At 55.4% G+C, this 15394-nt stretch carries 16 protein-coding genes; 9 read left to right on the top strand and 7 right to left on the bottom strand.

Annotation, left to right across the window (positions count from 1 at the left end):
* Window positions 1-356: 356 nt before the first annotated feature.
* Window positions 357-1388 carry an NADP-dependent oxidoreductase gene (locus DK510_RS02915; RefSeq protein WP_109310844.1) on the bottom strand — a complete coding sequence of 344 codons (1032 nt, stop codon included), beginning with the start codon at window positions 1386-1388 and terminating at the stop codon, window positions 357-359.
* Window positions 1389-2003: 615 nt separating this feature from the next.
* Here DK510_RS02915 and DK510_RS02910 point away from each other — a divergent pair.
* Window positions 2004-2633, top strand: a complete 630-nt coding sequence (locus DK510_RS02910; protein ID WP_058272918.1) for an XRE family transcriptional regulator — start codon at window positions 2004-2006, stop codon at window positions 2631-2633.
* Here the strand turns inward: DK510_RS02910 and DK510_RS02905 are convergent.
* Genes DK510_RS02905 through DK510_RS02885 form a run of 5 tightly spaced genes read right to left on the bottom strand, consistent with a single transcriptional unit; the run spans window position 2611 to window position 6970 of the window.
* Entirely contained in the window at window positions 2611-3108 is a 498-nt protein-coding gene (locus DK510_RS02905) for an N-acetyltransferase (protein ID WP_109310843.1), read from the bottom strand. The two genes, DK510_RS02910 and DK510_RS02905, sit on opposite strands and share 23 nt — an antisense overlap.
* A 24-nt stretch (window positions 3109-3132) precedes the next feature.
* Window positions 3133-4200 (bottom strand): DUF3445 domain-containing protein, encoded by a 1068-nt coding sequence (locus DK510_RS02900; RefSeq protein ID WP_109310842.1) that lies wholly within the window; start codon window positions 4198-4200, stop codon window positions 3133-3135.
* A 13-nt stretch (window positions 4201-4213) separates the two neighbouring features.
* Complete coding sequence (locus tag DK510_RS02895; RefSeq protein ID WP_109310841.1) at window positions 4214-5176, bottom strand: PDR/VanB family oxidoreductase; 963 nt, start codon at window positions 5174-5176, stop codon at window positions 4214-4216.
* Window positions 5173-5769 (bottom strand): dimethylamine monooxygenase subunit DmmA family protein, encoded by a 597-nt coding sequence (locus DK510_RS02890; protein ID WP_109310840.1) that lies wholly within the window; start codon window positions 5767-5769, stop codon window positions 5173-5175. Before DK510_RS02890 ends, DK510_RS02895 begins: the two co-directional genes overlap by 4 nt.
* Window positions 5770-5824: 55 nt before the next feature.
* The gene (locus DK510_RS02885; protein WP_109310839.1) at window positions 5825-6970 is read right to left on the bottom strand and encodes an aminomethyltransferase family protein; all 1146 of its coding nucleotides are present in this window, start codon (window positions 6968-6970) and stop codon (window positions 5825-5827) included.
* Between the two features lie 340 nt (window positions 6971-7310).
* On the opposite strand from DK510_RS02885, the gene DK510_RS02880 reads away from it, so the two are divergent.
* From DK510_RS02880 to DK510_RS23570, 7 genes are all read left to right on the top strand, one after another.
* Entirely contained in the window at window positions 7311-8687 is a 1377-nt protein-coding gene (locus DK510_RS02880; RefSeq protein WP_109310838.1) for an ammonium transporter, read from the top strand.
* Window positions 8688-8698: 11 nt separating this feature from the next.
* On the top strand, window positions 8699-8914 hold the full coding sequence (locus DK510_RS02875) for a hypothetical protein (RefSeq protein ID WP_108861028.1): 216 nt from the start codon (window positions 8699-8701) through the stop codon (window positions 8912-8914).
* Between the two features lie 147 nt (window positions 8915-9061).
* Window positions 9062-9991: a glutamine amidotransferase family protein gene (locus DK510_RS02870; RefSeq protein WP_109310837.1), complete on the top strand. Its 930-nt coding sequence runs from the start codon at window positions 9062-9064 to the stop codon at window positions 9989-9991.
* A gap of 1 nt (window position 9992) precedes the next feature.
* On the top strand, window positions 9993-10676 hold the full coding sequence (locus tag DK510_RS02865) for a GXGXG domain-containing protein (protein WP_108861026.1): 684 nt from the start codon (window positions 9993-9995) through the stop codon (window positions 10674-10676).
* Window positions 10677-10696: 20 nt separating this feature from the next.
* Window positions 10697-12025, top strand: coding sequence for an FMN-binding glutamate synthase family protein (locus tag DK510_RS02860; protein WP_109310845.1), 1329 nt, complete (start codon window positions 10697-10699; stop codon window positions 12023-12025).
* Window positions 12026-12105: 80 nt separating this feature from the next.
* On the top strand, window positions 12106-13434 hold the full coding sequence (glnT, locus tag DK510_RS02855; RefSeq protein WP_109310836.1) for a type III glutamate--ammonia ligase: 1329 nt from the start codon (window positions 12106-12108) through the stop codon (window positions 13432-13434).
* Entirely contained in the window at window positions 13374-13790 is a 417-nt protein-coding gene (locus tag DK510_RS23570) for a hypothetical protein (protein WP_109310835.1), read from the top strand. The genes glnT and DK510_RS23570 overlap by 61 nt, the downstream gene beginning before the upstream one ends.
* 42 nt (window positions 13791-13832) lie before the next feature.
* Here the strand turns inward: DK510_RS23570 and DK510_RS02845 are convergent, their stop codons facing one another.
* Window positions 13833-14252, bottom strand: a complete 420-nt coding sequence (locus tag DK510_RS02845) for a group II truncated hemoglobin (protein WP_109310834.1) — start codon at window positions 14250-14252, stop codon at window positions 13833-13835.
* Between the two features lie 129 nt (window positions 14253-14381).
* Here DK510_RS02845 and DK510_RS02840 point away from each other — a divergent pair, with 129 nt between their 5' ends.
* Window positions 14382-15227 (top strand): DMT family transporter, encoded by an 846-nt coding sequence (locus DK510_RS02840; RefSeq protein WP_109310833.1) that lies wholly within the window; start codon window positions 14382-14384, stop codon window positions 15225-15227.
* Window positions 15228-15394 lie beyond the last annotated feature (167 nt).

The following is a 15394-nucleotide window of genomic DNA, read 5'->3' as shown; positions in this document are numbered from 1 at the left end:
CCGCGTTCAAAGCTTGGGATTGCTGTATTGTTGCTCGGATGGCGTGCGCAGCCGTGACGTATCTGTCCCATATGGCATCCTTCCATTTAATCGAATGGATCGCACCATCAAACCGTCGGGTCAAACACCTAGACAGAAATGTAGAAAAATACATCGGTGAATGACGGTGTCCTGTGCTATTTTGGTCGGCCTGTGGCGCATGAAGACAACCCCAAACGCGCTGCCAGCTCTGGTCTGGAGAATGTCAAATCGCGCGCCGAAGTACGTGCGCCTGACGGACAATCACTCATGCGTTTCGCGAACGAATTAGATTGCGGCGCTGAGGCGTGCAAGGAACAACTTTCCCCGGTCCTAGCTCACTCTACCTTTACGACCATTTTCCCAAAATTGTCTCCGGCCAGCAGTTGACTAAATGCTGCCGGTGCATTTTCAAGCCCTTCGACCACATGTTCCTTGTAAGTTATTGAGCCGTCCTTCAGCCATCCCGTCATGTCCCGAACAAACTCGGCGTAAACCTCGGGGCCGAAATTGTCGAATATTATGAAACCCTGCATTTTGACCTTCATCCGCAACAAGGTACCCATGATCACCGGGCCCATATCCGGTCCGTCCGGCAAACCCGGCAAGTTGTACCAGGCCACGACACCGCAGACCGGAACGCGCGCAAACGGATTCAAAAGCGGCAAGACCGCATATAGCACCTTGCCACCAACATTCTCGAAGTAGACATCAATGCCATCAGGGCAGGCGTCGCGCATTTGCGCCGACAGATCCACCGCGTGGTGATCTATACATGCGTCGAACCCAAGGTTCTTTACCACGTGTTCGCATTTTTCCGGGCCACCGGCGATACCTACAACGCGGCACCCTTTTAGCTTGGCAATCTGACCCACGGTTGCGCCCACCGGTCCGGCCGCAGCCGCCACGACAACGGTTTCACCGGATTTTGGTTCGCCGATCTTCAGCAGCCCCGCATAAGCCGTGTAGCCGGGCATTCCCAGGATACCCAACGCCCAGGACGGATTGTCCGGCGTCTTGCCAAGATTGACGACCTGCTCACCAGTTGAGATCGCATAATCCTGCCAGCCACTCATGTTCAGCACGTAGTCCCCGGCATCGTACCCTTCGAGGTTCGATTCCACTACCTGCCCCACGACCTGAGCCGTCATGACGCCACCAATCGGAACCGGTTCAGCGTAGGATTTCGCGTCATTCATACGACCCCGCATATAGGGGTCCAGCGACAGGTACACCGTGCGCACCAGCATCTCTGCGTCGTCGGGTGTTGGAATACCCGTGGTTTCAAGCCGCAGCGTGTTTTTGTCCGGGTGACCAGTTGGGCGTTCTGCGAGAACTATGCGACGGTTGGTGTCGGATGCTTGGGGCATTGAAATCTCCTGAAAAATGAGTGCGGCGCAACGCAACCAAGCAAGATTGTCAAGAACTGTCCAGTCAAAATACCTTCCCCATTAACGCGGGCACCGATTGCGCAACTCAATGCCACCCATTGGTTTTGTCACGTTATCCATCGCTCACTGCTATTGCCTAGATTTGGAAGTAGGAGGTATCGCTGTAATCATCGCCCATTAGCTTCAAGCGTCTCCAATATCCTCCTCTAATCATTGCGACGCGGAGTGACTTTTCGTTCGCTTCAATTTGAGCCTGCGTGAAATTGAGGAGATGCTACTACATCGTGGGATCGAAGCATCCTACGAACCCATCCGGCGCTAGGTCGTCAAGTTGAGTTCGCAGATCGCTCAAAACTTTTGTCAACGACAGTGCCATCCTAGCCACTTCTGAATCTTGTTGCTGTTTTCGTCAAACAGCGGAATGCTGCTCTCTGGTCATTTTTCTAACAGCATGATTATTTTACTATCAGGAAAAAATTTGGTGCTATGATACTCCGAATGGATTGGGTATTCCGCTGCTCCTGCTTGCAGAACCGGTTTGGACAAGTGTAGCAAGACATTGAAAGAGTGAAATTGAAAAAACGCGATAAAGAAATGGCGGCAAATCTGACTCAAGACCCACATTCCGTTCGTTCGGGTAACAGAGAAAAAGTTCTTGAAGTTGCAATCGGCCGCGAGGTTCGCGCCTTTCGCAAGCAGCAGGAAATAACCGTCGCGGAGCTTGCCCAGCTAACCGGATTATCGATCGGCATGCTGTCAAAGATCGAAAATGGAAATACGTCACCGTCCTTGACGACCTTGCAGTCACTGGCGGATGCACTGTCGGTTCCTTTGACAAGTTTTTTCAGACAGTTCGAAGAACGCCGGGAGGCGGTTCATACAAAAGCAGGTGAAGGTGTCGAGCTGGAGCGTGAAGGAACACGCGCCAACCATCAATATAATCTATTGGGGCACATAGGCGCCAACGGATCAGGTGTAATCGTGGAACCCTATCTGATCACCCTGACTGCTAAATCCGATGTGTTTCCAACCTTCCAACATGGTGGCATCGAGACGATTTACATGCTGGAAGGTGAAGTGGATTACCGCCATGGGGACCAGATTTACCCACTGAAACCGGGTGACACTCTGTTCTTTGATGCGGATTCACCCCATGGCCCGGAACGGTTGGTTAATCTGCCGGCCCGCTACATATCGGTGATCAGCTATCCGCAGACAAACTGATCGGCTTGCGCAATAGGAAATCCGTGGGTCTGTTATAGCCTTCATGGCTGCCCGTATTCACGATCGTGAACCCAAGCCTTGAAAAAACGCGATGGTTTTCAGTAAGTTCCACGCGCGTTTCCAGTTCCAGCGCAGGCAGACCAAGCTCAGTTGCACGGCTTGCAGCATGATTCACCAACGTGCGGCAGATACCTTGCCCCCGCAATCCTTCCTCAACTGCAAGCTTCCCCAAGTACAGGCAGTCGGGTTTGGGCGTCAGAAACATACATGCGAGCAGCGGGCGGCCGATGGCCCAGATTTCACCACCATCCTTACAGTGCTCCCGCATCCCTTCCACCGTCAGCCTATGGATAGAAGACGGAGGGTCGATCCGGGCATCCATGAATTGAAATGACGCACGAAGCAGCGCAAGCGCGTCATATAATGCAAAGTCATCGCTCGGAATTAGCCAAGGCGTGAAGACCGGATCAGTCATTTGAGCAACGGCACTTCACAATGCTCACTTCGACAAAGGCGGTTCCGTTTCCAAGTCCGGCCAAATCCCCGGCGATGTGGGTAACCCGTCGTCAAACTGGCTGAGATAGTCCAGCATCATCGGACGGTTGTCGATGAACCCCTTATAAGTGGCCAGCTCTTCAGGCAGGTCCCGAATAACCCGGTGCAGACGGCGACCCCATTTGGGAACAGTCATCAGATCCTGAAAACTGCACAGATAGCAGCGGATCGGGAACACCAGCGCATTGGAGCGCGGCAGACGAAAGAACGTCTGCAACTCGACCCGCAGATGCTGCTTGTGGGCGATGTTTTCGGGCGTCAGCGTGGTCTTTTGGATCCCCCATTTGTGATAGTTTTCCGGGCTTGTATCCAGCAAAGGGTTCACCGTCATGGTCCAGTTGAGACGCCGCGCAGGGGCGCCCTGCTGGATATTCAGCAAGAACTTCAGCGCGCGCTGGAAAATACCCATTTCATGGGCCTTCGGAACCGGCGCGTGCCATTCGAAAAAGTTCATGCCGATGTCGAAATCCAGGCTCCAATCGGCTTGTGTTGTCACCATGCCGGCGTCCATCCACAGCATCTCATCACGCTGATCCAGCACGGCGAAATCGCCCTGAGCTTGTCGCGTGATGTATTCCATCGGCCCATAAGGCAGCGTGGTTTCATCCATGAAGGTAAAGCTGTGATCGATGCCCATTGGCTTGTTGATCCAACGCCACTGATTGCCGTTGCGATGCAACTCGAACAGATCAGAATAGTCTTCGGACTTGCTAACCATGATCAATTCCAACAAGTCCCATCCGGCCAATGTCATATGCGGCAGAGACTGACAGCGCAGCGGGTCCTGATCCAGAACCATCGCGCGGTCTTTCATCTCTGAGACGTAGTGCTCGTCCACATCGAACCGCATCTCATAGACTGATCCCTCTGGCCCACCGCGATGTTGTTCCATGTTGACCGAATACATGTAGCTGTCTTCGTGAAATGGGAACGGAAAGCGTTTGATCGCCCAGTCCGAGTTGTGGAACGTATAGTCGTCGCGGAAGGACTCGTCGTTGAATTGAATGGTCATGGTGGGCCTCCTCTCAGCGGTCCAGCACGAGGGACTTGCCCTCGAAACGCGATACGCAGGGCATGATTTTCTTGCCCGATGCCTTTTCTTCGTCGGTCAGCCAGTGATCGCGGTGCACAAAGTTGCCGTCGTGATCCAGCACGACGGTTTCACACTGACCGCAGGCTCCGCCACGACACAGATAGGGCGCATCCACACCTTCGCGTTCTATGGCTTCCAGAAGGCTCTCGTTCTCGCCCACATGAACGACTTTGTCTGACGCTGCCAAACGCACTTCGAACGGTTTACCGGGCTGAGGCGCCAGGAACTCTTCGTAATGCACGCAATCTTCGGGCCAGCCTTCAGCAGCGGCCGTGTTGCGCACCCAGTCGATCATGCCCTTGGGGCCGCAGACATAGACATGCGTGCCCAGAGGTTGCCCGCTCAGCAAGTTCTCCAGATCAATCTGCTGGTTCTGGTCGTCGTAATACAGATGCGTCTCATTGGGATGCCGGTCGGTCAGTTGGTCCGCATAAGATGCCAGCGCGTGATTGCGGCAGGCATAATGCAGCTCCCAATGCCCATGCAGCAGTTCAAGTTGTTTGATCTGCGCCAGAAACGGGGTGATCCCGATTCCACCGGCCAGAAACAGGTGCTTGCGGGCACGCAAATCGAGCGAGAACAGGTTGACCGGATAGCTGATGGTCATTTCGTCGCCCAACTTGACCTGGCGGTGCATGAATAGCGAACCACCCCTGCCCTCATCATCACGCCGAACCGAAATGGTGTAGGATGACTGATCAAACGGGTCCGACATCAGCGAATATGGGTTGAGCCGCGTGATGCCACCATCCTGCATTTCGACGACCGTATGGGCCCCGCCCGAAAAGGTCGGCAACTGGCCTCCGTCAATACGTTCGAACCGGAACCGCGTCACCAACTCGTTCAGCGGCGTGATCTCGGTCACTTTGACCTGGATTTTCTCGGCGCCACTCATTCGTAAATCCCCTTCGGCTCGGGCACGTTACCATGATCTTCGGCATCCACGCGGACACCCTGATAGGCGGCAAGACGGCGGGAATAGTGATCGCGCACGAACAGGTTCAGCCCGCAATGCGCACAGACAAACGGGTCAACCTCAACATCTTCGGTGATGCCTTTGCAATGCACGCATTGCATTCGGCGCGCGACCGATCCGCGATGTTCGGTCTGAATTGCCTTGTGCGGCAGGCCTACGGCCATCACCTCGTTCATGGCCTGACCCATCATGCCCTCAGAGCCGGTCAGGTAGACCTGCAACCCCATATGCGCGTCTTCCAAAACGCGGCGAATGCGCTGCAGCGAGGCTTCATAGGATGGACCTTCGTAGAATTGCGCAGGCTTCAGTGCCTGCAGTCGCTCAACGTAATCCGTTCCCTTGGGAATGTAGATCAGATGGGTTTTGGCCATCAGGTCGGGTGTTGCGATGGCAAGAACGGCTTCGGCCCCTTCGGCCTCAGCGATCATGAGATGATGTTCACCTGAGCGAACCTCTAGCGTGCCCCAGACCGGGCGGCTTGCGATTGACTTGGGAAATTCGAACTTTGACATTGTGCCCTCAAATAGGAAAAGGGCGCCACGGTGTGTCCGTCGCGCCCTCTGAAACTCAGCCCTTTGCGGTTCGGATAGATTTGTCCTGATCGTAGAACGGCATTTCTTCCGCAGTCGCCGCTATTTCTGTCCCATCACCGTTGCGCACTGTCAGCTTGGTGCCGGGTGAGGCACAGGCGACCGGCATTCGCGCGATACCTACGTTGTGCCCGTTGATTTCGGAATACATGCCAAAGGTGACAACCCCGACCTTTTCACCGTTTTGCAGCAGGTCCGCACCCTCATCCGCAGGGGTCGTGCCGTCAAGCTTGACGCCGTAGATCTTGAACCGTTCTTTGCCTTGCGCGGCATAGTGGTTCTCGGCCCCAATAAAACCGGTTTTACCGGGTGAGACTGTAAATTCCAGACCCAGTTCCCAAAGTGTATCACCGCAGGTTTCGCCGTCGAACGGGTAGGTTTCGGAATTGTCGCCCGGATAAAACAGTAGGTAGCTTTCGGTGCGCAGCAGATCGAGGGTCGAGAACTGGACCGGGACGATCCCCATATCCTTGCCTTCCGCCAGAATGTTGTCCCACAGGTGTACCGCGTGCTTGGCCTGACAGAAAATTTCGTATCCGCGCTCACCAGTATAGCCGGTCCGCGAAATCATCACCGGGCAGCCATAGAGTTTGGTCTGCATGATGCCGAAATAGGCCAGATCGCGAATACCAGGAATGTGCTTGGCCAGGAAATCAACGGCCACTGGTCCTTGAAGCGACATGTCGTGCATGTCGTCGTCAAAAATGACCGCGCAGTTTTTACCCGCCGCCACCGACGTCAGCTGCTCCATGCCCGTGCCGGTGCCGTGCACCACAAGCCATGTGTTCACCGACAAGCGATAGATGATGCAATCGTCAACGAATTTACCTTCGGCATTCAGGATCGAGGCATAGGTCGAACGACCCGGCATGATCTTTTCCACGTTCCGCGTGGTGACCCGATCAATGACATAGGCGGCATCTTCGCCGACCACGTGAACCTTTTTGAGGCCGGAAACATCCATGAGGCCCGCCTTGGTGCGGATTGCCTCATAATCAGCTTTGGCGCGCTCCGGGCTGTGGTCATAGAACCATGCGGTTCCCATGCCGTTCCAGTCCTCAAGTTCGCCGCCGATCTCGGCATGGCGCTGCGCAAGGGCGGACGTCCTCCAAAGAATGGCCATGGTTCAGCTCTCCCGTTGATTGCTTTTTGTTGCCCATATTGAGGCCGATGTCAGATTGAAAATCAACACCTCTGTGCAGATTATTTTCCTGTTGGGAATATTTGCCTTCAAATTCTGAACCCTTAGGCCGGGGCTCAGAGTTAAAGAAAACCCCTTATTTTCATAGCTAAGAGGCAGTATTCGACCCTTCAAATTGAGTATGCGACACCACCGTTAAAGATGTTTGCCCCACATATCTATTGACAGGTGCCCCACGAGATTGTCCCCTGAGTAGATAAAATTTCCCAGCAGGAAAACTCCGCAGAGAGACCTCCTGCTGCAACAACAGGGAGACTACGAAGTGGATGGCAATCTAAATGCTCTCACGACGATCTTTACCGAGTTCTACTACTGGGTAACGGTCGTTTTCATGTTCCTCATCCATGTGGGTTTTTGCATGTACGAAGTCGGCGCCAGCCGTGCCCGTAACCATATGCACACATTGATGAAAAACATCATGATCATCCCACTGGTTACGGTCACGTTCTTCTTCTTTGGATGGTGGATCTATTGGGCTTTTCCGAACTTTCCGTTCTGGGGCGGTCTGGATGCAGAAGCGGGCGCAGCGAATCTGCCTTGGGCCGACACGATGGCAACCAATGTTAGTGACAGAATCACCGGCGTTTTCTGGGCAGCATTCCTGCTGTTCTCTTGGACGGCAGCCTCGATCGTTTCAGGTTCCGTGATCGAACGGATCAGGTCTTCGGCGCTCTGGGTTCATGCGGTCATGATCGGATCGGTCTGGTGGATCATCGACGCTGCATGGGGCTGGCACTACGGTGGCTGGATGGTTCGAATTCTCGGCTACCATGATGCATACGCTTCCGGTGTAATTCACGCAATTGCAGGCGGTTATGCATTGGGTGTAATCATGGTTCTGGGCCCGCGCCTAGGCAAGTTCGCCAAGGACGGTACACCGAGGGACATTCCTCCGCACAATCCGTGGCTACTGACGATCGGCATCTTCCTGATCTACACTGGCTTCTGGGGCTTCTATGCCGCGTGCAACGTGCCTGTGATTTCACCTGAAGGGATCGATGGGCAGATCACTGGCGTAACTTGGACAGCTACCAATATCTATCTGGCTCCGACGACCCTGTCGGCGATCACCTTCAACTTCCTGATGTCGCTGTCTGGCGGTCTGATGGCGGCTTATGTGATCTCGAAAGGTGATGCGTTCTGGACATTCTCGGGCGGGCTTGCCGGAATTATCACTGCCTCGGCTGGAAACGATTTGTATCATCCGATTCAGGCAATGATCATTGCCGCGATCGGCGTCGTGATCGTGTACAAACTGCACTACTGGGTTGAACGCCGGTTCAAGCTGGATGATGCGGTGGGCGCCGTTGCTGTGCACGGTTATGCCGGGGTTGTTGGCCTGGTGATTTCAGGCTTTGTCCTCTGGGGCGTGCCATCTTCGCCGTACGAAGGATACGCAACAATCAACCCGATCGGTCAAATCACCGGTGCGGTCATCATGTTCTTTGTTCTTGGCTTCCTACCCGGCTGGGCTCTGGCCAAGATGCAAGCGGCCGCAGGTGTGCTTCGCATCCCGGAAGAGGTTGAACTTCAGGGCCTCGATTACGCCGAGCACCACGCCTACGAAGATGCCAAGGCAGCGATCATTGAAGCTGACAAACAGGAATTGGCTGCCCGTGCTGGCGCGGCAGCGAAGTAAAGGAGAAAGACATGTCTACGAATGGATACACAAGCTGGGCTGTCGATCTTGCCGAGGTCGGTCCGATCTACCCCTTCCAAGGTTACGAAGTTCTGATGGTCATCATTGGTGTGGTCTTCTGGATTGGGTGGCATCGCATCCAGTTCGTCCGGGAAGGTGAACACCTTGAGAAGGCCCGCCACACTGGCGACGAAGAGAAGGTGAAGGCACAGCTGGAACGATACTGATCCAGCTTTAAGAGCTGGCAATGGGCGTGAAATCAGAGATCGCGCCCATTGCCTCTTAGGAAAAAAACTTTCCTACTATTATTGATGTCCCCCAGTTTTGTTGATACCGTCGAATCATAGTGAAACACACAAGGAGATCTGCCAGCCATGTGCGGAATTGTTGGATTATTCCTCAAAGACCAGTCTCTTGCGCCCCAACTGGGTAACATGCTGACGGACATGCTGATTACGATGACAGACCGCGGCCCCGATAGTGCGGGTATCGCGATCTATGGCGCAGAGTCGGCAGGCAAAACCAAGATTACAGTCCAGTCGCCCAACCCCGATGCTGACTTTGTCGGCCTGGCTGATGAGCTGGGTGAAAAGCTGGGCGCAACGGTTGGTCAGACAAACAACGACACACACACCGTTCTTGAAATTCCCGCCAGTCAGTTCGAAGCCGCACGCGCTGCGCTGGCCGAAATCCGCCCGTCGGTTCGGATCATGAGCCGCGGCGAAAGCCTCGAAATCTACAAGGAAGTTGGCCTACCCAAAGATGTTGCAGACCGATTTAACCTCAACGGAATGAGCGGCACCCATGGCATTGGGCATACGCGTATGGCGACCGAATCCGCCGTGACGACAATGGGCGCACATCCGTTCAACACCGGCCCCGATCAGTGTCTTGTCCACAATGGATCACTGTCCAACCACAACTCATTGCGCCGCAAACTGCGCCGCGAAGGTGTGGTTATCCAGACCGAGAACGACACCGAAGTGGGTGCAGCATATCTAACCTGGAAAATGATGAACGGCGCAACACTGGGTGAAGCTCTGGAAACCAGCATTGATGATCTGGACGGTTTCTTCACCTTTGTTGTTGGCACCAAAGACGGGTTTGGCGTCGTACGAGACCCAATTGCCTGCAAACCTGCGGTGATGGCCGAAACAGACCAATATGTGGCCTTTGGCAGCGAATACCGTGCTTTGGTGAACCTACCGGGTATTGAAGACGCCCGGGTTTGGGAACCTGAACCCTCCACCGTATATTTTTGGTCGCACAACGACAGCCCTACAACCCACGAAAAGGCCGCCTGATATGCAGACCTATGATCTAGAGGCAGACGGGTTGCGCGGATTGAACTCATCCCTGCAGGCGCAAAACGCCGAGACCAACCAAACCCGCTGGGAAATTGTGAACCCTAAAGGCAGCCACGCAATCGCCGTCGGTCTGGACGCGCCGATTGAGGTGACGGTCAAAGGCTCGACCGGGTATTATTGTGCCGGGATGAACCAACAGGCGACCATAAAGGTAGAAGGCTCTGTTGGTCCGGGCGTTGCCGAAAACATGATGTCCGGTCAGGTCATCGTTGATGGTGACGCCAGCCAATACGCCGGAGCGACCGGCCATGGCGGATTGCTGGTGATCAAAGGTAATGCCAGCTCGCGCTGCGGCATCTCAATGAAAGGGATCGATATCGTCGTGCATGGCAACATCGGCCACATGTCCGCCTTCATGGCGCAGGACGGCAATCTGGTTGTCTGCGGGGACGCAGGTGATGCGCTGGGGGATTCACTCTACGAAGCCCGGCTGTTCGTGCGTGGTTCGGTCAAGAGCCTCGGCGCGGATTGCATCGAAAAGGACATGCGTCCCGAGCATCTGGATATCCTAAGGGATCTTCTGGCCCGCGCGGGCAGCGACGCCAAACCGGAAGAGTTCAAACGCTATGGTTCGGCCCGTCAGCTTTATAACTTCGACGTTGATAACGCCGCCGCTTACTGAGGAAGAAGGGTATGAAAGATATGGACGATCAGATCCCCCGCACCCTGCCGATCCAGTCGGCGACATTTTCCAACCCGATCAATGCCGAGATCCGTCGCGCCGCTGCGACCGGCATCTATGACATTCGAGGTGGGGGAGCCAAACGGAAAGTACCTCATTTCGACGATCTGCTGTTTCTGGGTGCGTCGGTATCGCGTTATCCGTTGGAAGGCTATCGCGAACGTTGCGATACCTCAGTAACGTTGGGCACGCGCTTTGCCAAGAAACCGATCCAGCTGGATATCCCGATCACCATTGCAGGCATGAGTTTTGGTGCCTTGTCCGGCCCGGCGAAAGAAGCTCTGGGCCGCGGCGCATCCGCAGCGGGCACGTCAACCACCACCGGTGACGGTGGCATGACACCAGAGGAACGCGGCCATTCAACCAAGCTGGTCTATCAGTATTTGCCTTCGCGCTACGGCATGAACCCGAACGATCTGCGCAAGGCTGATGCAATTGAGATTGTGGTTGGCCAAGGCGCTAAACCTGGTGGCGGCGGTATGCTCCTGGGTCAGAAGATTAGCGACCGCGTGGCCGAGATGCGAACCCTGCCCAAGGGTATCGACCAACGCTCGGCCTGTCGCCATCCAGACTGGACCGGCCCGGACGATCTTGAGATCAAGATCCTCGAACTGCGCGAGATCACTGACTGGCAAGTGCCGATCTATGTCAAAGTTGGCGCGACACGCCCCTACTACGACGCTGCTTTGGCCGTGAAAGCTGGAGCCGACGTTGTTGTCATGGATGGAATGCAGGGCGGCACCGCTGCCACGCAGGACGTTTTCATCGAACATGTCGGTCTGCCGACGCTGTCCTGTATCCGCCCCGCCGTGCAAGCGCTGCAGGATCTGGGTGTGCATCGTGAGGTGCAGCTGGTTATCTCGGGCGGTATCCGCACCGGGGCCGATGTGGCCAAGGCTTTGGCGCTGGGTGCAGATGCGGTTGCTATCGGTACGGCCGCTCTGGTTGCCCTTGGGGACAACGATCCCAAATGGGAATCCGAATACCAGAAGCTGGGGACAACAACCGGTGCATATGACGATTGGCACGAAGGACAGGACCCGGCGGGTATCACCACACAGGACCCCGACCTGGCCGCACGTCTGGACCCGGTCGATGCGGGCCGCAGGCTGCGTAACTACTTAAAAGTTATGACACTTGAGGCGCAGACCATCGCGCGCGCCTGTGGGCACAATCACCTGCACAACCTCGAGCCTGAGGACTTGTGTGCCCTGACAATGGAGGCCGCCGCCATGGCGCGGGTGCCACTGGCGGGAACCAGTTGGTACCCGGGTAAGGAAGGGTTCTGAATATATGCTGCGCGGCTCCCTGATGGGGGCCGCGTTTTTGCTTTGAAAAACTAAAACTCAACAGGGAAAGGAAAGCAATCGTGACGACAGATCTCGCAGCTTTCGCAAAAGAAAAAGGCGTCAAGTACTTCATGATCTCGTTCACCGATCTGTTTGGTGGACAGCGGGCCAAACTGGTACCCGCGCAGGCGATTGCCGACATGCAGCAGGACGGCGCAGGTTTTGCCGGGTTCGCCACATGGCTGGACATGACACCGGCGCATCCCGACATGCTGGCGGTGCCGGATCCGTCCTCGGTCATTCAACTGCCGTGGAAGCCCGAAGTGGCCTGGGTTGCAGGCAACTGCGTGATGGAAGACAAGGATGTCGCGCAGGCCCCGCGCAACGTTTTGCGCCGGTTGATTGACGAAGCTGCAAGCGAAGGCATGCATGTCAAAACTGGTATCGAGGCTGAGTTCTTTTTGCTGACCCCGGATGGCGAGCAAATCAGCGACCCATTCGATACAGCAGAAAAGCCCTGTTATGACCAACAAGCCGTAATGCGCCGCTATGATGTGGTACGCGAGATCTGCGATTACATGCTGGAACTGGGCTGGGGCCCCTACCAGAACGACCACGAGGACGCCAATGGCCAGTTCGAGATGAACTGGGAATTTGATGATGCGCTGCGCACCGCGGACAAGCACTCTTTCTTCAAGTTCATGACCAAATCCGTGGCCGAAAAGCACGGGCTTCGGGCGACCTTCATGCCGAAACCGGTCGAAGGTCTGACCGGAAATGGCTGTCATGCCCATATCTCGGTCTGGGATGCGCCGGGTGACGCCGCCAAGACCAACGTCTTTGCAGGCGAAGGCGACGGCCCTACCGGTGAAGTTGGGCTGGGCGAACGCGGAAAACACTTCCTCGGCGGTATCATGAAACACGCCTCAGCACTGGCAGCAATCACCAATCCTACAGTGAACAGTTACAAACGTATCAACGCGCCGCGGACAATGTCGGGCGCAACATGGGCGCCCAATACAGTGACCTGGACAGGTAACAACCGGACGCACATGGTTCGCGTTCCCGGCCCCGGCCGGTTTGAGCTGCGTCTGCCCGATGGGGCGACCAACCCCTATCTGCTACAAGCGGTGATCATCGCCGCTGGTCTGTCCGGTATCCGGTCCAAAGCTGACCCGGGCAAACGTTGGGACATCGATATGTATGCTGAAGGCCACAAGGTGCGCGGTGCGCCGAAACTACCGTTGAACATGCTTGATGCCCTGCGCGAATACGACAAGGACAAGGAACTGAAGGCCATGATGGGTGCCGAGTTCTCATCCGCGTTTCTGAAAATGAAACATCAGGAATGGAACTCTTTCGTCTCTCACTTCTCACGCTGGGAAAAAGACAACACTTTGGACATCTAAGCCGGGTTGCAAGGTTGCACTTCTGGGCCGCGGCACAAGCTGCGGCCCCGTTATTTGAGGCCCCAAGTGGCTCGCCAGGAATGCTTTCATGTTTCAGCATGCGCAAGGCGAGTCCCGGCGCAGTTTGTGACCACTTCGCCAAGCATCAAGACGACACGCAAATCGTACACTTCTACAAAGGGCTATCTATTCCACAACTGGGCGATTTTGACCTTGTGCTAGTGATGGGCGGCCCGATGGATGTTTCGGAGGTCAATGCCAATCCTTGGCTAACGTTCGAAAAGCAAACCATCGGCACATGGGTGCATGATCTCAATCGACCGTACTTTGGCATTTGTCTTAGGCATCAGCTTTGATCAGAACCGCGGAACACGCACCGAAATTGCCGCAAAGCGACTTTACGTATACCCAGCATCCGCCTCCAACCGCCAATCTGGAACGTCATTGACCAGCATAAGCGCAGCCCGGCGAAGCGACGCGCGCATCTTTTCCACAACCGGGCCGGTCAATTCGCAATCCGCCAATGCGGCATCGAAAGTATCCAGCCAAAGCTCTGCGTCGGCCTTCCGGATGGGAATATGCGCATGGATTTCGCGCAGGTCCATATGGCCGAAACGTTCACGATAATAGGCGCGTCCGCCGAGAAACCCGCTGAGAAATTCAAATTGAGCTTGTCTGGTGTGATTTAGCCCATGTCCCCGAAAATGCAGCCTGTGCAAGGAATGCGCTGCCGGATCCGTTTCCATCCGGTCATAGAAACGCTCGACCAGAGCGCGCAGTTGGGTCTCACCACCAAGTTGCTCTATCGCAGATTCCATGTGCTGCCTTTCTGTATCTCTGGCATCTGAATTATTGCATAACAGGAAAATAAGTTTATCAACAGTGACATTCTAACATACTCATGCTCAGAAGCGGAACCAGGTGAAATCAGCGAGGGAGATGACGGATTGAACGCTCTGGTGCTTGGCCTTTTGGCGGCACTTTGCTGGGGGGTACACGATCTGGCAGTGCGCTATGTCAGCCAGTCAGTCAGTGTGATTGCTTCGCTCATGGCTGTGCTGGTTTCGGGCGCAGTGCTGCAACTTGGTTTGGTTGTGATGATGGGTGAAGTCGACCCAATTCCTGGCACGGCATTGATCAGCGCTGTTGTTGCAGGGGGGTGTTATCTGCTGGCGGGCGTCTGCATGTACGCAGCTTTTCAACGCGGCCCGGTCCGGCTGGTTGCTCCGATTGTTGCAAGCTATCCGGTGTTGTCCGTCTCACTGGCCATCTGGCGCGGCGCAACGGTCAGCCCGTTACACTGGCTTGCCGTCATCGCGATTGGTGTTGGCGTTTCTGTTGTGGCTGCCCAATCTGAACGCGACGCAACCGAATACCCAGCAGCTGGCCCGACGGTGGTGCTATCGATACTTGCAGCAATCGGGTTCGCCGCCACCTTTGCGCTAGGACAATATGCAACCGAACATAATGACGAATACTCAATCTCTCTGGTTATTCGGCTGACGGCAGTTTTTGTCCTAGGCATGATCGCCCTGGCATCCCGCAGATCAATCTGGCCCGGGCGGCGGGCTCTGCCTCTTCTCTGTGTCATGGGTGTTCTGGATGCTGTTGCCATCCTTTCCGTGATCACGGCGGGCGGGTTGCCGAATGCGCAATTTGCCTCGGTGACAGCGTCCGTCTTTGGGCTGCTGACGGTTGTGTTGGCTTGGGCTGTCTTGCGTGAAAAGATTGCGCCACGCCAATGGCTTGGATGTTTGGTTGCGTTTGCGGGAATAGGCTATCTGGCGCTCTGAGGCGACCATTCCGAAAGCTCTTTAAAACAAGGTAGTTCCTGTTTCGCTGGGGCGCATTTTTTGCGCCCCAGCGAAACAGGTCAGGCTGTGAGGCCTTCTGGTTCTGGGAGTTTGTTGGCGCGGCAGCAGGCGGTGAGTGTGTTGGCCAGCAGGCAGGCGATGGTCAT

Origin of the sequence: Ruegeria sp. AU67 (assembly GCF_900312795.1) — a bacterium.
Taxonomy (GTDB): Bacteria; Pseudomonadota; Alphaproteobacteria; order Rhodobacterales; family Rhodobacteraceae; genus Ruegeria; species Ruegeria atlantica.
Note: the sequence above shows the minus strand (reverse complement) of the source record. Positions and strands in the feature narration are given on the sequence as shown.